The 20,951-nt window shown below is 74.9% G+C and carries 18 protein-coding genes and 1 pseudogene; 5 read left to right on the forward strand and 14 right to left on the reverse strand.

Annotated features, from left to right (window positions below; translation table 11 throughout):
• The 7 genes and pseudogenes from BUE41_RS13925 to BUE41_RS13955 form a co-directional block, all read right to left on the reverse strand.
• Nucleotides 1-1,805, reverse strand: a pseudogene (locus BUE41_RS13925) (ATP-binding protein); the annotation flags it as partial.
• Nucleotides 1,802-2,107, reverse strand: a complete 306-nt coding sequence (locus tag BUE41_RS13930) for a hypothetical protein (RefSeq protein WP_073457528.1) — start codon at nt 2,105-2,107, stop codon at nt 1,802-1,804. The gene BUE41_RS13930 and the pseudogene BUE41_RS13925, both read right to left, overlap by 4 nt.
• Complete coding sequence (locus BUE41_RS13935) at nt 2,108-3,451, reverse strand: MinD/ParA family ATP-binding protein (RefSeq protein ID WP_073457529.1); 1,344 nt, start codon at nt 3,449-3,451, stop codon at nt 2,108-2,110.
• On the reverse strand, nt 3,448-4,434 hold the full coding sequence (locus tag BUE41_RS13940; protein ID WP_143172150.1) for a hypothetical protein: 987 nt from the start codon (nt 4,432-4,434) through the stop codon (nt 3,448-3,450). Before BUE41_RS13940 ends, BUE41_RS13935 begins: the two co-directional genes overlap by 4 nt.
• Nucleotides 4,434-5,666, reverse strand: coding sequence for a right-handed parallel beta-helix repeat-containing protein (locus BUE41_RS13945; protein WP_073457531.1), 1,233 nt, complete (start codon nt 5,664-5,666; stop codon nt 4,434-4,436). Before BUE41_RS13945 ends, BUE41_RS13940 begins: the two co-directional genes overlap by 1 nt.
• The gene (locus tag BUE41_RS30770; protein WP_073457532.1) at nt 5,666-6,790 is read right to left on the reverse strand and encodes a hypothetical protein; all 1,125 of its coding nucleotides are present in this window, start codon (nt 6,788-6,790) and stop codon (nt 5,666-5,668) included. The genes BUE41_RS13945 and BUE41_RS30770 overlap by 1 nt, the downstream gene beginning before the upstream one ends.
• 61 nt (nt 6,791-6,851) lie before the next feature.
• On the reverse strand, nt 6,852-7,991 hold the full coding sequence (locus BUE41_RS13955) for a serine hydrolase domain-containing protein (RefSeq protein WP_073457695.1): 1,140 nt from the start codon (nt 7,989-7,991) through the stop codon (nt 6,852-6,854).
• 393 nt (nt 7,992-8,384) lie between these two features.
• Here BUE41_RS13955 and BUE41_RS13960 point away from each other — a divergent pair, with 393 nt between their 5' ends.
• Nucleotides 8,385-10,817, forward strand: a complete 2,433-nt coding sequence (locus BUE41_RS13960; RefSeq protein WP_073457533.1) for a hypothetical protein — start codon at nt 8,385-8,387, stop codon at nt 10,815-10,817.
• Between the two features lie 85 nt (nt 10,818-10,902).
• Here BUE41_RS13960 and BUE41_RS13965 read toward each other — a convergent pair whose 3' ends face one another.
• From BUE41_RS13965 to nth, 4 genes are read right to left on the reverse strand one after another with little or no spacing between them, the layout of a single operon-like run.
• Nucleotides 10,903-12,099: a MarP family serine protease gene (locus BUE41_RS13965; RefSeq protein WP_073457534.1), complete on the reverse strand. Its 1,197-nt coding sequence runs from the start codon at nt 12,097-12,099 to the stop codon at nt 10,903-10,905.
• Complete coding sequence (locus BUE41_RS13970; protein ID WP_073457535.1) at nt 12,096-12,815, reverse strand: NUDIX hydrolase; 720 nt, start codon at nt 12,813-12,815, stop codon at nt 12,096-12,098. The genes BUE41_RS13965 and BUE41_RS13970 overlap by 4 nt, the downstream gene beginning before the upstream one ends.
• Nucleotides 12,812-13,435, reverse strand: coding sequence for a TlpA family protein disulfide reductase (locus BUE41_RS13975; RefSeq protein ID WP_234997251.1), 624 nt, complete (start codon nt 13,433-13,435; stop codon nt 12,812-12,814). The genes BUE41_RS13970 and BUE41_RS13975 overlap by 4 nt, the downstream gene beginning before the upstream one ends.
• Complete coding sequence (gene nth / locus BUE41_RS13980; RefSeq protein ID WP_407691666.1) at nt 13,432-14,247, reverse strand: endonuclease III; 816 nt, start codon at nt 14,245-14,247, stop codon at nt 13,432-13,434. The genes BUE41_RS13975 and nth overlap by 4 nt, the downstream gene beginning before the upstream one ends.
• Nucleotides 14,248-14,419: 172 nt before the next feature.
• Between nth and BUE41_RS13985 the strand changes: the two genes are divergently transcribed.
• The 3 genes from BUE41_RS13985 (at nt 14,420) to BUE41_RS13995 (ending at nt 16,912) form a co-directional block, all read left to right on the forward strand.
• Entirely contained in the window at nt 14,420-14,671 is a 252-nt protein-coding gene (locus BUE41_RS13985; protein ID WP_073457536.1) for a hypothetical protein, read from the forward strand.
• Nucleotides 14,672-14,829: 158 nt separating this feature from the next.
• Nucleotides 14,830-15,504, forward strand: a complete 675-nt coding sequence (locus BUE41_RS13990) for a Crp/Fnr family transcriptional regulator (RefSeq protein ID WP_073457537.1) — start codon at nt 14,830-14,832, stop codon at nt 15,502-15,504.
• Nucleotides 15,505-15,664: 160 nt separating this feature from the next.
• Nucleotides 15,665-16,912, forward strand: a complete 1,248-nt coding sequence (locus BUE41_RS13995) for an MFS transporter (protein ID WP_073457698.1) — start codon at nt 15,665-15,667, stop codon at nt 16,910-16,912.
• On the opposite strand, the gene BUE41_RS14000 is transcribed toward BUE41_RS13995, so the two are convergent.
• Both BUE41_RS14000 and BUE41_RS14005 read right to left on the reverse strand, forming a co-directional pair.
• Entirely contained in the window at nt 16,894-17,694 is an 801-nt protein-coding gene (locus tag BUE41_RS14000; RefSeq protein WP_073457699.1) for an MBL fold metallo-hydrolase, read from the reverse strand. The two genes, BUE41_RS13995 and BUE41_RS14000, sit on opposite strands and share 19 nt — an antisense overlap.
• Before the next feature lie 14 nt (nt 17,695-17,708).
• Entirely contained in the window at nt 17,709-18,413 is a 705-nt protein-coding gene (locus tag BUE41_RS14005) for an NUDIX hydrolase (RefSeq protein ID WP_200803917.1), read from the reverse strand.
• Nucleotides 18,414-18,450: 37 nt separating this feature from the next.
• On the opposite strand from BUE41_RS14005, the gene BUE41_RS14010 reads away from it, so the two are divergent.
• Nucleotides 18,451-19,356: a Gfo/Idh/MocA family oxidoreductase gene (locus BUE41_RS14010; RefSeq protein ID WP_073457539.1), complete on the forward strand. Its 906-nt coding sequence runs from the start codon at nt 18,451-18,453 to the stop codon at nt 19,354-19,356.
• On the opposite strand, the gene BUE41_RS14015 is transcribed toward BUE41_RS14010, so the two are convergent.
• Nucleotides 19,357-20,931 carry a hypothetical protein gene (locus BUE41_RS14015; RefSeq protein ID WP_143172151.1) on the reverse strand — a complete coding sequence of 525 codons (1,575 nt, stop codon included), beginning with the start codon at nt 20,929-20,931 and terminating at the stop codon, nt 19,357-19,359.
• Nucleotides 20,932-20,951: the final 20 nt, after the last annotated feature.

The raw sequence follows: 20,951 nt of genomic DNA on the forward strand, positions 1-20,951 counted from the left end.
ACCCCGGCGTGCTCCTCGCCCTCGCGGGCGTGCCGGCGCAGCACGTCGATGACCTGGCCGGGGTGCCGGTCGGGGCCGCCGCCGACCTCGCGGACGGCCTGCTGGAGCCGGATGCGGGTGGCCGGTAGGCGGGTGATGTCGTGCGGGAGCAGGCCGAGCAGGACCTGCGTGACGAGCTGGCGGCGGGTCGCGGCGGTGGCGCGGCGCTCGTCGCGCCACTGCTGCTCGGCGGTGGCGGAGACGGTGTCGGTGAAGCGCACCAGCACCGGCTCGGCCACGACGCGGTAGGGGTTGAGGACGCCGGGCGCGGCGCGCCCGAGGTCGATGTGGCGGGCGAACGGGGCGATCTCGGGCAGGCGGGTGAGGGCGGCGAGCGGTCCGGACGGGTCGAGGACGGTCCAGCGGGCACCGGCGAGCAGGGTCTTGTGCACGATCGTGCCGACGAGGGTGCTCTTGCCGCTGCCCGGTCCGCCGACGATCGCGGTGAGCCCGGAGCGCTGGTGGTGTTCCTGGGCCAGCCAGGGATCCCACGCGACCGGGCGGCGGGTGGCGGTGGTGGTGCGGCCGAGCAGCACTCCGTGGTCGTCGCCGACGCGGGCGGTGGCGGTGGGCACGGCGGCGGCGACCCAGGTGACCGAGCCGCGGCGGCGGTGCCCGGTGGACGCGATCGGTTCGCCGGGCACGAACTCGCGGGCGAGCCGGAACTGGCCGCGGGGTCGGTCGAGGGCGACCTGGGGCCGGTAGAGCTCGATCACCTGCTGGACGCGGGCGGCGGTCTCGGCCTCGTCGGTGCCGGTGACGGCGATGCGCCACCAGCCGGCGACGCGGGTGTGCATGCGGGTCAGGCCGGCGGCGAGCTGGTCCTCGATGGCGAGCACCTGGTCGGCGGCGCGGGCCAGCGAGTCCGGGGGTTGTTCTCCGTGGTCGAGCACGTAGTGGCGCATCTGTGAACGGACCTTGCCCAGCTGGCGGCGCAGTTCCCCGGTCACGTCCTCGGCGCGGCGCACCGTGAACCGGGCCGACCACTCCACGGGGAACGGCAGCCGATCGGTGCGCTGCATCCACGGGTCGTCGATCTCGGGGATGTGCAGCGGCTGCATCGGGCCGACCGTCAGCACCGCCAGCCGGCGACGGTGCAGCACCCCGTCCCCGTCCTGACCGAGCACGGTCAACGTGGCCGCACCCGGCTCCGCGCACACCGCCACCCGCCCGGTCAGCGTCAGCAGCTCCCGCTCTCCGATCTGGGCATCCGCCGGCAGCCCCGGCACCGGCATCGCCGGCAGCCCGAGCCCGAGCGAGCGCGCCACCAACCACACCAGTTCGCCGGCCGTGGCCGGGTGCGCCGCCAGGCCGGGGCCGCTGAGCAGCTCGGTCAGTTCTGCGAGGGACAGCGCGCGACCCCGGCGGCGCAGCCGCGACCGGGTGGGCAGGTCGACGCCGAGGAAGACCTGTTTCTCCACCGGTTCGGTCGCGGCGAGGTGCTGCTGCTCGCCTTCCAGGAACCGCGGCCACGACAACGCACCCGGCGGGGCGGCGGGCCGGTCGACGGCGTTCGCGTGGGTGGTCTCGGCCCAGCCGCGGACCGGGTAGGGGCGGCTGGTCACGCGCAGCCGCAGGCGCCGCCCGGCGAGCGCGCCGAGCTGGCAGGCGACCAGCTCGATCAGCCGCTCCCGCTCGGCGTCCCCGCGGAAGCTCCACGGATGCAGCCCCAGCCGGAACCACGCGGTCGTGCACCGGTCGGTGCGGGTGAGGTTGCCCGAGACGCCGCGCAGCGCCGGCCGCGGCTGCGTGGGCAGGGCCGTCATCGCCGGCCCCGTGGCGTGCGGACATCGGCCCACCAGGAGACCACCAGGTGGACCAGTGGCCGCTCGTCGTCGACGTGCCGGCCGACCAGCCGCACCACGACGACCGTGACGAGCAGAGCCCACAGCGTCGAGAGGACCCCGAACGGGATGCCGAGCTGCCGCTGCACGGCCATGACCAGCACCAGCACCGCGAGCGCCAGCGCGTAGGAGACGTAGCGGGCTCGCCACGGGAACGTCAGCTTCGGCGGGCCGAGCCACACGGCGTCGACCCGGTACACGTCGTCGTCGGTCCGGACCTGCATCTACCGGCCCTCCCGGGGACGGCGGCGCGGGCCCGGCTCCGGGAACGCGGCGGTGACCGCAGCGGCCAGCTCCTCGAACGCCTCGATCGTGGCCGGCTGGCACGCTGCGACGTCGATGCGGCCGCCGGTGCCGAGATGTGGATCGGCCGGGACGTCGACGACGGCCGCGCAGCGGGGTCCGAAGTGCTCGCGGATCACGCGCTCGTCGATCTCGGCGCAGCCGCGGTCCTGGCTCATCACGACGATCGCATCCGCAGCGAGCTGCGGATAGCCGCTGCCGGCCAGCCAGTCGAGGGTCATCGAGGCGCGGCTGGCGGCGTCGACGGTCGGTTCCCCGACGATCACCACGCCGTGGGTGGTGGCGAGGACACCGGCCAGCGCAGCGTGCGACAGGCCGGTGCCGGTGTCGATGACCAGCACGGTGTAGCAGCTGGACAGCGCCTCGATCGCCTCCTCGTACTCGTCGGGGGTGAACGCCGAGCCGTGGCCGGGTTCCTGGCTGCCGGCCAGCACGTGCAGGCGTTCGGTGGTGCTCATGAACGATTCGATGTCGCCGATCGAGAACGCGGGCCGGTCGGACAGGAAGTCGAGCAGGTGCTGCATACCGACCTCGGTGTCACCGGTGAGCCGGTCGGCCAGGGTGCCCAGGTCCGGGTTCGCGTCGATCGCGAGGACGCGGTCGCCGCGCAGCTGCGCGAACGTCAGCCCGAGCATCGCGGTCACCGTCGTCTTGCCGACCCCGCCCTTCACCGACAGCACCGCGATCCGGTGGCAGTCGCGCAGCGGGCGCCGGATCTGCCGCAGCCGCTCGGACCGGGCCGCCGCGATCGCGCCGGGGCCGGGGTTCCAGCGGCCGCCGGTCAGGTCGAACACCACGCGGCGCCAACCGGGTCCGGGCCGGGCCGGGCGCCGCCGCACCACCGCGTCCGACGTGAGGCCCGGGGCGACCGGCCGGCCGCGCCAGTCGACGGCGGGCCGTGGGGCGCGTTCCCTTCTCTGGGGTCGGGTGGGCAGCATCCGGGGGCGCGGCTTCGGCTCCTGATCGGGCCGTACCGGGCGGGACGGCCAGGCCGGCAGCGGGCCCGGGAGCCAGAGCGCCGGTTCCGGATCCTCGTCCTCGCCGCCGCCCTCGTCGTCATCGTCATCGGGATCAGGGCCGGTCGCCCGGCCGAACGCCCAGCCGATGGGGCGCGGGGAGTCGTCCGCGGGGCGGACCCCTGCGGGGAGGAACAGGCTGCCGGACGGCGTGGGACGGACGGTCGGCAGCGGGCGCTCCTGCGGCGTCTGTGGCGGCGGATCGTCGGCGGGGACGAAGAAGTCGCCGCCGCGGTACGGGGCGGTCATCGTGCGGTCCCGCTGGTCAGCGGTACGACGGCGACGACGAGCCCGCACAGGTCGGCGGTGCCGGTCGGGGTCCGGGGAACCGCGGCCGGTCGGGTCTCGGCCTCCGCTTGCTGGGGCGCGAACCCGTGCTCGGCGAGATCGGCGGCGAGCGCCACCGCCTGAGGGTCGGTGTTGCCGGTGAGTGCGGTCGCCAGTGCCTGGGCGATCGGGCGCCAGACCGCGGGCGGCACCACCGCGGCCGCCTGCTGGTTCGACGCGCAGCCGGGCCTCGTGCCGGGGAGCTCGGTGTGCGGCGCGGGGTTGATCGGCTCATCGACGGGCACCGTGGTGCGGGGCGTGGGCATCCTGGTCGAGCTCGGGGTGGGCTCGGCGGTCCGCGCCGGGGCGCGGGTGCTGCTCGGCGGCCGCGTGGTGGGAACGGCCGATCGCGTGCCGGGTGTGGCTGCCCGCTCCCTGGTAACGGTGCCGTCCTCGTCGGTGGTGGTGCACGCGACGCTCGCACGCCCGCCGGTTCCAGCGCGCGCCGAGGCAGACGATCGAGCCGAGGCGGACGGCCGGGCCGAGGCCTCGTCCTCGTCCTCCTCGTCCTCCGCCATGGGCGCGACCGCCGCCACCGGCGGCCGGATCTGCAGCGCGTCGAGGGACCTGGCCAGGGCGCGCGCCTGCGGGTCGGTGGCGCCGCGCAGCGCGTCGAGGAGCTCGGCGAGCAGCGATCGCCACGCATCGGCGGCGGCCGGGGCGACCTCCGGCTCGTCCCCCGCGGGCCCGAACCCGGCACGTTCCAGCTCCGCGCGCAGAGCAGCGACCTCGGCGTCGTCCACGTCGGCGAGCAACCGGGCGAGGTCGCGGGCGTCCTGCTCCCACGACGTGCTCGACCCGGTGCTCGTCGAGCACGCGACTGGCGCGGCGGGCGCCACCGCGAGCGGCGCCGCGCCCAGCACCGCGGCGAGGAGGAGGCCGATCAGGTCGGTCGGTCCGGGCATCACTGGTCCTCCTCGTCGCCGGATCCCGCGCTGCGGCGGCCGGACGTGCTGTCACCGCTGTCGCCGGTGATGGACGCGATCCCGCCGGGGATCGGGCCGGTGGTGTTGCCGCTGATCCCGACACCGTCCGGGCCGCCCTCAGGTGGGCTGTCGCCGTCGCCGAAGACGTTGTCGATGATCGTGATGCCGGAGAAGTCGCCTTCCCAGAGCGTGATGCCGCCGCCGGCGTTGCCCCACACGACGTTGTCGCGGACGGTGATGTCGGAGATGTTCCCGTCGGACCACTGCGACTCGGCGGCGAGCATGATCCCGGGCTTGCTGCTCTCGGTGGTGGCCCACGCCCAGTTGTGGTGGACGTCGACGGCCGAGGCGCCGTCGAGGTAGATGTTGGGGCCGCGGTTGCCCCAGGCGGCGTTGTGGTGCACCGCGCCGTTGGTGCTGCCGTACTTGACGTCGATGCCCTCTTCGCCGTTGTCGTGGACGCGGTTGTTGAGCACCTCGAAGGTGTCGACCTGCTCCAGGGAGAGGGCCTCGCTGTCGGCGGAGGTGCCTTTGGCGTTGGTGCCGTGCACGTCGCAGCCCTCGACGTGGATGTAGCGGGAGCCGTAGATGCGCATGCCGCCGTCCTGGGAGCCGTCGATCTCGCAGTCGGTGATCGCGATGTGGTCGGAGTCGGTGATCTGGATGGCGAAGCGGCCGGCGTCGCGCACCGTCAGCCCGTCGAGGTGGACCCAGGAGGCGCCCTGCAGGTCGAGGATGCCGTCGCCGCCGCCGGTGATGACGACCTCGGCGCCGGGAGCGGCGCGGTAGGTGACGTAGGCGCCGTCGGCCCCGCTGGTCGGGGTGAAGGCGGCGTAGGTACCGGCGGCGATCTCCACGACGTCCCCGGGCTCTGGGTTCGCCGCGCCGATCGACTCACCGGGGCCGACGGTGATCACCTCGCCGGTGCCGGGGCCGGCGAAGATGCCGCGCTCGGGTACGCCCTGCAGCGGATCTTCCCCACCTCGGGTGGTGGTGCAGCGGGCCGGCGGGGACCCGTCCGCGCCGAAGCCGAGCTCCAGCAGCCGGGTCCGGATGCCCGCCCCGGCCTGCGGGTCACCGGCCTGCCGCAGCTTCGTGAGCAGCCGCGACGCCGTCTCGGCCCACGAGCAGTCGGCGGGCTCGGCGTGGGCGGTGCCCGACCAGGCCGTGACGGCCAGAGCCACGGCGGTGCAGACGGCGAGGCGGCGCATCACTCGGCCCCCGCGCACTCGCCGCCGCCGGTGGTGCCGTCCCAGGCGGCGAGAACGCGCAGCCGGTCCCACGGGATGCCGTCGAGCGGCGCGAACCCGCCGACCAGGCCGGCGTCCCGGTAGACCGGGTCGTGCGGGCCGTACTCGAACAGGAACGCGATCCGGGCACCGCCGTTGTCGCCGACGTAAGCGCCGTAGGTCTGCAGGGCGCGGGCGATCACCTCGGCGGCGGGCGAGGCGTCGAGGGCGTCGACGTCGACGGCGGGATCGAGCTGGATGCGGGAGCCCTCGGGGATCGGGTGGTCGACCCCGGCCATGTTGCTGCCGTCGGTCTTGGCGGCGGGGTAGCGGCACTCGCCCTCCGCGGCCATGTCGGTGGAGAAGAACAGCGCGTGCGGGATGACGCCCTGCGCGATCTCGCTGATCCGCACGACGGCGGCGAACCGGGCGATGTTGGAGCCGGTGGAGGTGCCGCCGCTGGTCTCACGGCCGTCCCCGGTGAGATCGGTGGCCGCGCCGCCTGCGGCCGTCCAGCCGTCGCCGTCCGGGCGGGCGATCCAGAAGTTGAAGACCGTGCCGGTGACCGGATCAGCGACGGCGAGGTGGCCGTCGGAGCCCGGGGCGATCTCGGTGCCCTCGGGGATCGGGACGTCGCGCAGGGTGGGCCCGTACTGGCTCGGGTCGACGGTGAAGCGCGGCGTGCGGTCGGTGATCCGTTCCGGGCCGACGAGGGTGACGCCGAAGTCGCCGATGTTCGCGATGTACTCGTCGCCGGACGCGAGATCGGCGACCATGCCCGCGGAGTCGGGATCGAGCACCGGATCGGTGACGATCGGCTCCCACAACCAGTCGGCCCGCTGGAAGTACGGGCGCGGGGCGGGGCAGCGGGCCAGCGCCGTCCGCAGGGCGGGGACGAGCCGGTCCCGGCGGGGATCCGCGCTGGTCAGCAGTCCGTCCAGGACGCGCTGGGCGCGCGGCGACCACGTGCAGTCGGGCGGGGCCGCCGCTGCGGCGGGTGCCCCGCTGACGCTGCCGCCCAGCGCGAGCGCGGTGACCGCCCCGGCGCAGAACGCGCGCCGCGCCCGCCGAGCGGGACGCGATCGGGGAGTGGTCGGGCTGCGCACGAGCCGGGACGCTAGCCCGGGGACCCACTCGTTCGTGGGCGTTCCGGAGAACTCGTCCCGATCACTCGTCCGGCGGCTGCGGGCCCAGCTCGTAGACGTTGTCCGGGGTGACCAGGCGCGTCACGACGTAGGCGATCTGGCCGGCCGAGTGCGGTTCGGGTACGTCGGAGTTGACGAACACGACCAGGGTCGCGTCCTTCTCCGGGAGGTGGACCGCGACCGTCGCGTAGCCCGGGATGTCGCCGTTGTGGCCGAGCCAGCCCTGCGCGTCGAAGATCGCGAATGCGTAGTCGACCCCGGCCACGACCTCCAGCCCGTCCCTGATCCGCGCAGCCTGCGTCTCCGGCTCCAGCAGCGCCCCGGTGCCCAGCGCCCGCGTCCACGTGCGGACGTCGTCGATCGTCGAGACGATCTTGCCGGCGGCGTCGGCCCACGACGGGTTCCAGAACGTCGTGTCGACCACCGTGCCGCCCGGTGCTTCGTTGAAGCCGTGCGCGAACGGCTCGGGCAGCCGACCGTCGCTCGGATAGCTGGTGTCCGTGAGCCCGAGCGGGGCGAACACCTCGGTCTGCAGGAACTGCCCCATCGACGTGCCGGAGACGCGCTCCACCACCATCGCGAGCAGCACGGTGTTGGTGTTGGAGTACTCGTAGCGGCTGCCCGGCGGGAAGTTCAGCGGCAGGGCGAACGCGATGTCGAGCATCTCCCGGTGCGTCATCGGGAACGCGTCGGGTCCCTGCGGCGACTCGCGGTACAGCCGTTCGAGGAACTGCGGGGCCTGGGTGTAGTCGGCCAGCCCGCTGCGCATCCGGCCCAGCATGTCGAGCGTGATCTGGTCGCCGGACGGGACGCCGTCGACGTAGCGGGAGATCGGGTCACTCAGCGCGATCCGGCCCTGGTCGACCAGCCGCAGGACCGCTGTGCCGGTGAAGGTCTTCGTGACGCTCCCGATCCGGTGGTGATCGGCTACCTCCATCGGCGCACCGGTCGCGGGATCAGCCGTGCCGAACGCCTTCACGTAGTCGATCTCACCGGGGATCGACAGGCTCACGATCGCCCCCGGCGCGCCCATCTGCGTCAGGCGCTTCTCGATCACCCGGTCCAGCTCGGCCGCCAGATCGGGCTGCGCGGCGGCGGTCGGGGCCGCCGCGCACGCGGACGTCAGGACCAGGACCGCTGCCAACATCCCTACCGCACGCATGGGCGTCACCTCGGTCGTCGAGAGCACGCCGCCGGCGCGCAGTCGTCGGGCGAGCATAGCGGCGGATCCGCGGGAACCGGACCCTCCCCAGCAGCGGATCGGTGAGCTAGGTCCGTCACCGAGGTGACACGGTGCTGCTCCGTCCGGGTGTAATCGCGGACTGGTTTTCGCCTACGGAGCGCGATATCCTCCGATCGGGGCGCGTGTGGGCCCCGACGTGCCGATTCATCTGGTACGTCGAGTTCTCCGGAACGGCTGACATCCGATGTGGATGGTCGGTATGGTCCCGCGTTCGGATGAAGATTGTGCGCCTGGCGGGGGAGCGCAGCGCGATCCGGTCGACGGGGGACGTCGATCGCCGATGAGCGGAGATCCACGGCGAGGGGGGATCGGGTGGACGAGTCTCTGTGCGCGCTGCCGGGATGCGAAGCGGCGCTCCCGCCGACCACCCCGGGCCGGCCGGCCCGGCGGTACTGCTCCCCGGAGCACCGTGCGAAAGCGCGCACGATCAACCGGCGGCGGCGCCGCGAGCAAGGGCTGCCACCCGTGGCGGCGGCGAGCGTGCTCGCGCCGCTGATGGTCAACGGCCGTGCCGAGATCGTTCCTCCCCCGGTGCGGACGGACCCGCAGCGGGCGCCGCTCGCGCTGCCGCCCGGGATCCGCGAGCAGCCGGCCGAGCCTGCCGAGCGGCGCTCCGTCGCCGACTCGCTGCGGGAACGGCTCGGTCGGGCCGCCCGGCGGCGCAGGCAGCTCGTCGCGATCGTCGGGGTCACCGGGATCGTCGCGTCCGCGGCGGGCTGGATCGGCGTGACCGGCTCGTTCCCGCCGCCGCGACCGGTGGAGGAGCCGTTGGCCTCCAACGTGCAGTGGGTCTCCGAGGCCGAGGTGCGGCTGGCTGCGATCGGCCGCGCGCTGGACGCGATCGCACAGGCGGAGGCCACGTACGAGACGCGGCTGGCGCCCCGGTACGCCGGGCGGACGCCGCCCGAGCCGGTCGTCCGGCTGAAGCAGCGCAAGAAGCTGCTGCTGCAGCAGCAGGCGGTGCTGAAGTCGCAGGTCACGACCGTCACGCAGGTCGACGCGGCGGCGTCCGAGCTCGCCGAGGCCGAGCGTCAGCTCGACGATCTCGACGAGGTCCTGGAGGAGTCCTCGACACCGACCCGGACCCAGGACCAGGCCGAGGCCCTCGCCACGCTGCACCGGCAGCGCGCGCTGCTGGAGCGGCACCGCGACGCCAAGAAGGAGGATCTCGAACGGCTCGAGGAGGGTGCCCGGTCGGCGAAGAGCAGCCCGCTGCCGGAGCCCGACGAGCGCTCCCAGGAACTCGCTGCCGCCGTCCTCCGCCTGGTGGAGGACCCGGAGGCGGACGGCGAGGAGGACCAGTCCGAGGAGGACCGCCCGTTCACGCCGCCGTCGGTGCTCGCGTCGGCCCGGGAGTCCACCGATCGCCGCGGGCCCTCCCACACGACGGGTGCGCCGGGTGACGATCCCGAGTCGCGCCTGCTGCCTCTCGAGCCGCCCGACGAGCCGGCTCCCGGTGGGGTGCTCGAGGAGGCGGCCGACGGCTTGGAGAAGGCGGCCGGCCGGCTCGGGGAGGCGGTGGACACGGTCACCGACGGGCTCGGTCGGGTGCTGACCGGGGAGCCGGCGCCCCCTGCTCCGGCGCAGCCGTCGACCGCGCCGAAGACACCCGGTCCGGGGCCGGTGGGCGATGTGGTGGAGCGGACCGTCGACGTCTTCGTCGACGTCCTCGACGGTCCCGAACCGGAGGAACCCGAACCTGCGGCGGCTGCCGCGTCGTCGCGTCCTCGGGGGAAGGCAGCCCGCATCGCCGAACGGACCGCCGGGGCGGTCCAGGCCGGCCCGGCGCTGCAACCGGTCGCGGGCGCCGCGTCGGCGATCGTCAGCCCGAGCGACGTGGACGACGAGCCCGGGGAGTCGGGGTCGGACGAGCCCGAGGTGTTCGAACCGGAGTCACGGAGCGAGCGCGTCCAGCCGGAGCCGAGCCGGGACCGCGTCACCGGCCCGCGGGCCCTTCAGCCGGCGCCGTCGAACGTGCAGGAGGCGCACCGCGAGGAGTCGAGCCGGGGCTCCGACGACGTGCTGGTCGATCGCGCCGTCGCGGTGATGAAGCACTGGGCCGCGAAGAACCCCGATCTCGCCGGCTCCGTCGGGCTGCGCGAGCACATGGACGACGAGCGGTGGGAAGCGGCCGCGCGGACCGCGCTGGAGAAGTACGCCGGGTACACCGGTGGTGAGCCGCGCGAGCTCGGCTCCGAGGAGAGCCGCGGGAGCGATCACGGTGGCGGGAAGCGCTCCGGTGGTGAGGACCGCTGGGGCGAGCGCGGCCGCGGTGGAGACGGCCACGGCAGCGGCTCCCGCGGTGGCTGGACCGGCGACGGCGGCGAGGACCACCACGACCGCAGCTGGGACCACCACGGCGACGCCGGCCACGACCGCTGGACCGGCGGCGATGACGACGACGGCGACCGCTGGGACCACCACGGCGACGAGGACGACCACGACGGCGGGGACGAGGGCGGCTGGAACCACGGGGGCGGCTGGAACCACGCGGGCGGGGGCGACCGGGCGGGTGGCCGCGACAGCCACGACGGCGACCGGAACGCCAGCCACGACGCGGACGACGGCGGCTGGACCGACGGCGATGACGACCGGGAAGGCGATGACCGCCACTGGGCCGGCGGCGATGGCGACCACGGGCGGGCCGGCGACAGCGACGAAGACGACGGCGGGGACTGGGACGAGCGCGGGGACTGGGACGAGGGCGGGGATTGGGACGAGGGCGGGGACTGGGACGACGACTGAACGGCGGTGCTCGAGGGAGACCGGGTGGTGGCTCCGACGGCGAGTCCCGCGACTCGCCGGGCCGCACGCGCGGCTCGCTGCCGCGTCAGGCCGCGCACTCCCCGGTGTCGATCTTCGCCGGTGAGCTGCCCAGGTTCAGCGCGTACTGCACCGCCGGCAGGACCTGCTCGACGCTGAGGACGAAGCCGGTCTCCGGGTCGTCGACCGCGGCGCCGAAGACCACGCCGGTGACCTTCCCGCTCGGGGCGATCATCGGGCCGCCGGAGTTGCCGCTCTGCACCTTCGCCCGAATGGTGAGCACATCGCGGACGACCTCGCCGGTCTCGTAGATGTCCGGGCCCTTCAGCTTGATCGCCTGCCGCACCCGGGCCGGGGTGACCGTGAACTCGCCGTCGAGCGGGTAGCCGAGGACGATCGCGTCGTCGCCGGCTTTGACCGGGGTCGGCTCGAACTCCAGCGGGTCGGCGCCCAGCGCGCGACCCACCCGCAGTACGGCGAGATCGATCTGCGGGTCGTAGTAGACGACGTCCGCGGCGAGATCGCGCCCGCCGGTCGCCTCGACCAGCGCGGACGACGAGCCCGCGACGACGTGCGCGTTGGTCATGACCAGTCGCGGGCCGATGATGAACCCGGTGCCCTCCATCTGCCGCTGGCACGAGGGCGCCTTCGCCCGCACCTTCATCACGCTCGCGCGCACCTCCCGCACCGCGGAGCTCTTCGCGAGCGCCGGGTTGGGTGGTCCGATCTCGGTGACCGGGGTCTGCGCGAACGGGCTGAGGACGTCCGGGAACCCGGAGTTGTCGAGGAGCCTGCGCAGCTCGTCCGGCAGCTGTTTGGCGCCTTCCGGCATCATCCCGTCGACCGCGCGCAGCACCTGCGAGCCGCGCACCCCCGCGGCGAGCGCGGGGAAGCTGGCCGACGCCAGCGGCAGCGCGACCAGCCACGCCGCCAGCACGACCGTGATGGCCTGCAGGATCGACCCCAGCGAGGAGTCGACGGTCAGGACGTGCTCGCCGGTGATCCGGTCGCGGATGCGCCGGCCGAGGAACACCCCCGTGGTCTCCCCCAGCGCGACGAGCAGCACGACGACGGCGATGCTGACGATGACCCGCATCGTCTCGTTCTCGACGCCGGACGCCAGGACGGGGGCGAGCCGGACCCCGATGATCGCGCCGCCGAGCACACCGATGAACGACAGCGCGGCCACGGCGAGGCCGTGGCGCCACCCGGAGACCGCGGCGATCACCGCCAGGCCGATCACCACCAGGTCGACCCAACTCACCTGCCGTCGACCTCCTGATGCACCCGTCTCGCCCAGGACCACGCTTCGTCGAGCGGGCGGACGACCGCGGCGTCCCACGGGCGCGCCCACCCTCCCAGATCCAACAGGGCGGAGAGCAAACCCCCCGTGAAGCCCCACACGAGCAGCCCGGACACGGCGAACGCGGGTCCGGTGTAGCCGGACGGGTGCGCGACCGAGAACCGGTTCGCCGGGTCGGCGAGCTCCTCCACCGGCACGCGCACCACCGAGGCGGTCTCGCCCGGGTCGACGGCGCGCACCGCGACCGGCCGCGCCCAGTGCCCGACCACCGGTGACACGACGAACCGCGACCGCGGGATGTACAGATCCGGCAGCTGAACCAGCGGCACCACGCCGCTCGGGTCGAGGCCGGTCTCCTCCTCCGCCTCCCGCAGCGCGGTCGCCACCGCGTCGGCGTCCTGCGGGTCGGCGCTGCCGCCGGGGAACGCGACCTGCCCGGCGTGGTCGCGCAGGGTGGCGGCGCGCTCGACGAGCAGCAGGTCCGGGCCGTGCTGCCCCTCCCCGAACGCGATCAGGACGGCGGCTCGCCGGCCGCCCGAGACCGGCGGCGGAATCCGCTGCGTGCCGATCTGCCCGGGGCGCAGCGTGCGCGTGCCGGCCAGCAGCGGGCGCAGCCAGTCGGGCGCCAGGTCGGGTCGCAGCGCGGGGGACGGGCGGCTGTCACGGGCGGTGCTCATGACAGCCTCGCCACGGCAGCGGCCACCTCGTCGGCGCTGGTGAACGGGATCGGCGGGTCCACGAGCGCGGCACTGCCGTCGGGACGGACCAGGTAGGTCAACGGCAGGCCGGGCGGGGAGCGCAGCGCGGCCGGCACCGCGCCGTCGGGATCGGTCACCGCCGGCAGCCGCACCCCGAGATCGGTGAGCAGCTGCAGGGCGGGCTCGTCGGCGTCGCGCACGTCGACCAGGAGCACGGGCACCGCGTCGGGGCGGGCCGCGTACTCGGCGAGCGCGGGCAGCTCCGCGCGGCACGGCCCGCACCACGACGCCCACAGGTTCACCAGCGTCGTCCGGCCGGCCAGCGCGGACCCGAGATCGACGCTGCCGCCGTCACCCAGGCAGGTGGCGGTGACGCCGGCCAGCGGCCCGGCCGGGGTCGCGGTCCCGGCCGGGCACGCCGGGAGATCGGCTGCGGCCCGCAGCGCGGTGACGTCGGGCCCGGGCGCCGGGTCGGCCGAGCGGGGTGGGGAGCTGCGCGGCCACAGCGCGAACACCCCGATCGCGACGAGCACGACGACGACCACGGTGGCGACGATCTCGGACCGGCGCGGACCGGTCCGGGTCTCCGGGTCGGTCACGGCGCATCGGCACCCGGTTCGGCGTCGGTGATCCCGACCATCGCGAGCAGGTGCGGGCGCGAGGGGCCCTTCACGAGCGCGGCCGCCGGCTCCAGCTCGATCGGGCCGAGCCCGAACGACGGGCAGTCCGCGGCCAGCGTGCACGCCCCGCAGGCCGGCTTCTTGGCGTGGCACACCCGGCGGCCGTGGAAGATCACCTGGTGGGACACGATCGTCCAGTCCCGCTTGGGCACGAGCGCGCCCACCGCGTGCTCGACCTTCACCGGGTCCTCCAGATCGGTCCAGCCCCAGCGGCGCACGAGCCGGCCGAAGTGGGTGTCGACGGTGATGCCGGGGACGCCGAACGCGTTGCCCAGGATCACGTTCGCGGTCTTGCGCCCGATGCCGGGCAGCGCGACGAGCTCGTCGAGGGTCGAGGGCACCTCACCGCCGTGCTTGTCCACGAGGGCGGCGCCGAGCCCGATGAGTGCGGCCGCCTTGTTCCGGAAGAAGCCGGTGGAGTGGATCATCTCCTCCAGCTCGACCCGGTCGGCCTGGGCGTAGTCCAGCGCGGTGCGGTAGCGCCGGAACAGCGCCGGCGTGACCTGGTTGACGAGCTTGTCGGTGCTCTGCGCCGACAGGATCGTGGCAACGGCCAGCTCGAGCGGCGTGGTGAAGTCGAGCTCGCAGTGCGCGTCGGGGTGGGTGGCGGCGAGGGTGCGCAGCATCCGGCGGACGCGGCGGGCCTTGCCCAACGGGGACTCGCCCGCGGCGACGCGCCTGGCCAGGCGCGCGGTGGCGCGCGGCAGCCCGTCGCGCACGCTGGTGGTCACCTGTCCAATGTACGGGGCCGGGGTGGCCGACCGGCGCGCCGGGACGGGTGCGTCGGAACGCTCACGGTTCGTGATGCGCCGCAGGTCCGGGTCACGAATCGGCAACGGCTCGCGCCGACCCGGCCCCCCGCTGCAGCACGCGGGGAGCGGGTGCGAGAGCATTCCTCTTGACATGACTGCCTGGTTGTCCGTCCTCGTGCCGCTGCTGGTGATGTTCTTCGCGCTAGGCATGGAGCGCGTGGAGTCCAAGCTGCGGGAGTCGACCGTGCGCCCGGAGGAGCTGGAGGAGCTCCTCGACCGGCCGCGGCCCGACGAGGTCCGTGCGCTGTTCAGGCAGGGCACCGGGCGGGCGTTGGAGCTGTTCCGGCTCCGCAACCGGGCACCACGCGGACGCCGCGCGCCCCGGCGGAACAAGGCCGCCTGACCTGGGCTGACGCGGGCGTACTAGTCTTTGTTGCAAGTATCCCCCGGGTAACCCTTTCCGGGGCGCCGTCGGCGAGTGATGCGTCACAGTTCTAGGTCAACCCCTAGACTGCCGCCGGTGATCCGCCGCGGGGCAGCGGCAGGAACGAGGAGCGAGCAGTGGACGAGGTTCTGATCCGGGCCGGGATCTTCCAGGGTGTCGAGCCGCACGCGGCCGAGGCGCTGGCACAGACTCTCGAGCCGGCGGAGTTCACGCGGGGTCAGGTCATCTTCTCCGAGGGTGAGCCGGGCGACCGCCTCTACATCGTCGCCTCCGGGAAGGTGAAGATCGGCCGCAAGTCCGCCGACGGGCGCGAGAACCTGCTCATGGTCGCCGGCCCCTCCGACATGTTCGGCGAGCTGTCGATCTTCGACCCGGGTCCGCGCACGTCGTCGGCCACGGCCGTCACCGACGTCCGGGCCTACACCATGGACCGGCCCGCCCTGCGCGAGTGGATCGCCAAGCGCCCGGAGATCGCCGAGCAGCTGCTGCGCGTGCTCGCGCGTCGACTGCGCCGCACCAACAACGCGCTGGCCGACCTCATCTTCACCGACGTCCCGGGTCGGGTCGCGAAGGCGCTGCTGCAGCTGGCGCGGCAGTTCGGCTCGCAGGAGTCGGGCCTGCTGCGGGTCACCCACGACCTCACGCAGGAGGAGATCGCCCAGCTCGTCGGCGCTTCCCGCGAGACGGTGAACAAGGCGCTGGCCGACTTCGCGCACCGCGGCTGGCTGCGGCTGGAGGGCAAGAGCGTGCTCATCCTGGAGCCCGAGCGCCTGGCCCGCCGCGCCCGCTGAGCCCGGCGTTCCGCAGCGAAGCCTTCAGCAACGACGCCTTCAGCAACGAACGGCACTCTCGTCCACTCGAGGTGGACGAGAGTGCCGTTCGTTGCGTTCCGGCCTGTGTGACCCGAAACTGACTGGTACGCCCGTACCAGAATGTGCGAGGGTGGACGTCGTGGCCGCCTCGACCTCCGCACTCGCCGACTACCGCGCCGTCCTCACCACGCGCGGGGTGCTGGTGCCGGTCGTCGCCTCCGCGATCGGGCGCCTGCCGATCGCGATGTTCTCCATGGCGACGCTGCTGTACGTGCAGCGCACGACCGGCTCGTTCGCCGCGGCCGGGTTCGTCTCGGCGGGGACGCTGGCCGGGGTGTCGCTCGGCGCGGTGGTCCAGGGCCGGATCCTCGACCGGCTCGGTCCCACGCGCCCGCTGGTCGTCGCCTCGCTCGTGTTCACCGCGGCCGCGGCCGGGCTCATCGCCGCGATCGAGGCGCACCACGCGGTGGTGGTGCTCGCCGGCTTCGCCTTCCTCGTCGGGCTCACCCAGCCGGCGATCCCCGGGGCCTCCCGCGCGCTGTGGACCGCGGTCGTCCCGCCGGGCCCGCGCCGCGACGCCGCCTTCGCCTACGAGGCCATCAGCCTGGAGGTGTTCTTCATCCTCGGGCCGGCGCTGGCCGCGTTCCTCGTGGCCGCCCCGTGGCCGGGCACCGGTCTGGTGGTGGCCGCGCTGTGCCTCGCCCTCGGCACCACCGCGTTCGCGCTGAGCCCGCTCGTGCGGCAGCAGCGCAGCGTCGCCGCGTCCGCGCCTGCTGGGCTGCTCGGCGTCATCGCCCGCCCCGGTGTGCGGACGGTGGCGCTGGCGTCGCTGGGCTTCGGGCTGGTCGTCGGCTCGGTCGAGGTCGGGGTGCCGGCGGTGACGACCGCGGCCGGCAACGTCACGCTGGGTGGCATCCTGCTCTCGGCGTGGTCGGTCGCGTCGGTCGTCGCCGGGCTCGCCTACTCGATGCGGCCGTGGCCGGAGCCGCTGCACCTGCGCCTGCCCGCCCTCATGGCCGGGTTCGCCGTGATGGGTCTGGTGATGGCGGTCGCGGCGCCCGCGGCGTCGCTGTGGCCGCTGGTCGTGGCCATGCTGCTCGCCGGCGCGCTGATCACCCCGCAGGTGACGGCGCACTCGATCGCCGTCGAGATCGTCACCCCGGCCGGCACGACGACGGAGGGCTTCGGCTGGGTGGTCACCGCGGCCACGCTCGGCATCGCGGCCGGCTCGTCCCTCGCGGGGATCGCGGTCGAGCAGGCCGGACCGCCCGCGGCGTTCCTCGCAGGCGGTGCGGCCGGTGCGGTCGTGGCGGTGGTCCTGTGGCTGCGCCGCTCGTCCCTGAGGCACGAGCCGGCGCCGGTCACCGATCAGCTCTCGCGCAGGTAGGCCAGCTGAGCGCGCACCGACATCTCGGCCGCGCCCCACAGCGACCGGTCCACGTCGGCGTAGACGTGCTCGACGACCTGCCGCGGCGTCGCGTCGGCGCCCAGCACGGCGAGCGCCCCGCGCACCTGGTCGAGCCGCTCCTCGCGGTGCGCGAGGTAGGCCCGCGCGGCCTCCACGACGTCCGGCCGCTCCGGCCCGTGCCCGGGCAGCGCCACCGTCCCGGCGGGGAGCTCGGCCAGTCGCCGCAGCGACGTCAGGTACGGGCCGAGCGCCCCGTCGGGATGGGCGATGACCGTGGTGCCCCGCCCGAGCACCGTGTCGCCGGTCAGCACGGCTGGGGGTGCGTCCGGGCCGTCGACCAGCACCGACACCGAGTCCGACGTGTGCCCTGGCGTGGCCATGACCCGCAGGCGGACACCGGCGGCCTCGATCTCCTCGCCGTCGGCGAGCGGATCGGCGTCGATGGTCAGCGCCGGGTCGAGCGCCCGCACCGGCGCCCCGGCGCGCCGCGCCAGCCACGGCGCGCCGCCGACGTGGTCGTGGTGCCGGTGCGTGATCAGCACGAGCGCCACCTCGCCGGCGGCGGCGAGCACCCGCTCCAGGTGCGGCTCGTCCTCCTCACCCGGATCCACCACGACGCACCCGTCCGCCCCCGGGGCCCGCAGCAGCCACGTGTTGGTGCCGTCCAAGGTCATGTGCCCGGGGTTGTCCTCCAGCAGCACCGACGCCAGCGGGGTGACGGGCCGCAGCTCCCCGTACGCGGGATGGGTCGACGACGTCATCGTGGTCACCTCCGTCATCCTGCCTTCCCGCGCACCCGCATCTCGGTGGGTGTGATCGGGACGATGTCGCGCTCGTCGGCCGTGGCGAGCACGGCCGCGGTGTCCGGCAGCTCAGCGAGGTCCAGCAGGGTCCGCTCCGTCGGCGGCATCAGCGCGAGCTCGCCGCGGTCGGCCGCGGCCAGCGCCTCCGCCGGGCTCCACCAGCTCGCCTCCACCGCCTCCGTCGTGCGCGCGTCGGCCTCCTGACCGGGCGGTACGGCCGTCACGAAGAACGCCGTGTCGTAGCGCTTCGGGGACACCTCCGGCGTGATCCAGCGGGCCCACGGGTGCAGCAGCTCGACGTTCAGCACGTGCCCCGCCGCGGCGAGCACCTCGTCGAGGGTGCGCCGTCGGGTCACCAGTGCCTCCCGCTCGTGCGCGGGCACCGGGGCGGTGCCGCCGAGGAGCACGCCGCACTCCTCGAACGTCTCCCGGACCGCGGCTCGGACGAACGCCGTCGCGAGCGCCTCGTCGCAGCACAGCCGCTCGGCGTACCAGGACGCCGGCCGCCCCACCCAGTCGGCAGGTGCGCGGTCCTCCGGCGCCACCCCGCCGCCGGGGAACACGGTCATGCCGCCGGCGAAGGCCATGCCCGCCACGCGGCGCTGCAGGAAGACCTCGAGGTGCGGGGCGTCGCGGACGAGGATCACGGTCGCCGCGGGTTTCGGGACAACGGGCACCCGAGTCACCCTAAGCGCCGCCGGGCAGGATGACGGTGTGACGCGATCGGCACCACTGCGCATCGGGCTGGTCGGCGGCGGGCACTGGGCCCGCGCCGTGCACGCCCCCGCGATCGCCGCGCACGCCGACACCGAGCTGGCCGCGGTCTGGACCCGCCGCCCCGAGGTGGCCGCGGAGATCGCCGCACCGCACGCGGCGGCCGTCGCCGGCTCGTTCTCCGAGCTCGTGGCCGCCGTCGACGCGGTGGCGTTCGCCGTGCCCCCCGCCGTGCAGGCCGGTCTCGCGATCGAGGCCGCCGCGGCCGGGCGGCACCTGATCTGCGAGAAACCGCTGGCCGAGGACGTCGCCGGAGCACGGCGGGTGGTGGACGCGGTCGCCGCGGCCGGAGTGGTGTCGTCGGTGGTGCTGACCCTGCGGCACGACGCCGGGGTGCGGAAGTGGCTCGCCGGGTTCGACGATGAGCCGGCCGGATCCGACACGGTCGGCACGGCGCGATGGTTGTCCGGTTCGCTGCTCGGCGGCCCCTACGCGGCGTCGGGTTGGCGCGCCGAGCCGCGCAACGGCGCCGTGCTCGATCTCGGCCCGCACGTCGTGGACCTGCTGGAGAGCGCGCTCGGCCCGGTCGTGGCCGTCGAGTGGGCGCGCCACGACGAGCGCGATCTGTGGCGCTTCGGCCTGCGCCACGCCGGCGGGGCCCGGTCGACGAGCATGATGTCGCTGCGGCTGCCGATCGATCCTTCGGAGATCGAGATCGCGGCGTTCGGCGGCGTCGGTGCGCAGGTCTTCCGCGGCCGCGTCGCGGACGCCACCGCCTGCTACGCGGCGCTGCTGGACGAGTTCGTGGCCGCGGTGCGCGGCAGCGGCTCGCCGCCGGTCGCGGATGCGGCCCGCGGGCTGCGGCTGCAGGAGATCATCGACGAGGTGCGCCGGGTCGCGGTGTGACTACCGCGCCTCGGGCGGCCGCTCGGGACGGTTCGGTCCGCGCCCGTTCGCCCCGGGCCGTCCGGTGGCCGGGGCGCCGGGGCGGCGCGGCTTGCGGCCCTGCACCAGTTCGGCCTGCAGGCGGGCCAGCAGCTCGCGGTCCGCGTCGCTGAGCCGCGTCGGCTCGCCGCGGCGCGGGGCGGGCGGTTCGGGGCGCGACGCCGGGGGCGGCACCTGGGTGCGCGCCTGCCGGGGCTCCGGCGGAGGAGCGGGCGGGGGAACCTCCTGGGTGAAGCCGTGGCGCTGCGGCTGCGGCGGGGTGACCTGCTCGGTGAGCCCGGGGCGCGAGGGGTCCGCAGGGGGTTCACGATCCGGTTCGGGGCGCAGCTCGTCCAGCGGCATCGCCCACGCGCCGGACTCCCACTCCGCGGCCCAGCTGTCCTCGATCAGGACGTTCTCGGCGGTCTCGACGGGACCGGCGCCCGTCGCCGGGGCCGACTCGGCCGCGGGCTGCTCCGCCGGTGCTTCGTCGGCGGCTGGGCTGCGGCTCACGAGGTGGTCGACGCCCAGCGGATCGTCCTCGCGGATGGTGGGGTCGAGCAGCGGGGCCAGCAGCGGTTCGGAGAGCGGGTCCGACAGGGGGTCGGGTTCGGGGATCGGGTCGGAGAGCGCCGAGAGGGCGGCGCCGGCGGCCGGGGGGCGCGGCGGCGGGGGTGGGAGCGGGACGTCGGCGAAGGGATGCGGCTCCCCGGGATCGAGGATCGGCTCCGGCTCCACCGCCGGTTCGGCAGCCGACGGTTCGCCGGGCGCGGGCTCCGTGGACTCCTCGGTGGGTTCGTCGGGGGCGGCCACCTCGCCCAACGGCTCGGCGGCGGCCACCTCGCCCAACGGCTCGGCGGCGGGCTCCTCGGCGGGCTCGGGCTCGTCGAACGGCCGCACGATCCGCACCGGCTCGGTGACGGCCCCGGGCTCGACCCTCGGACCGCCCGCGCCGGGCCCGTTCGCGCCGTGCAGTACGGGGACGGCCGCCGCCAGCGCCGCCTCGTGGTAGGCGGGAAGCGGCTGACCGGCGGTGATGACCTCGACCGACGCGTGCACGCCGCTGCGCGTCAGCCCGGAGGCCATCAGGTAGGACAGCATCTCCCCGGAGTGCCGGGCCGGGTCGATCTCGACGATCACGACGGGGTGCGGCAGCGGACCGGGTGCGGTGCCGGCCGGGGTGAGCCGCCAGGTGAGGTGCACCGTGGTTCCCTGCAGCTGCCGCGGGGGCAGCGCGCGCACGGCCGACGCGACGTCGGGCGCGCCGGGGACGGAGGCGGTGAACCGGTGGGCGACCGGCAGCTCCGCGGCCGGGGCGAGCTCGGCGGGATCGATCCCGACGCGGGCGGCGTGCCCGGCCTCGATCAGGGCCGCGCGCACCGGTCCGGGCAGCGGGATGCGTCCGGCCGCGATCCCCGCGGTCGCCAGGGAGACGGCACGGGCCTCCTCCCCGACGGCAGCGAGCTCGCGCACCCAGGCCAGCAGGTCGTCGTCGATGTGCCCGGCCAGTCCGAGCAGCAGCTGATGGGTCGACTCGTACGTGGGCCCACCGCTCACGCCGACCCCCTCCGATCTCG

This window comes from Pseudonocardia thermophila, assembly GCF_900142365.1.
GTDB classification, from domain to species: domain Bacteria; phylum Actinomycetota; class Actinomycetes; order Mycobacteriales; family Pseudonocardiaceae; genus Pseudonocardia; species Pseudonocardia thermophila.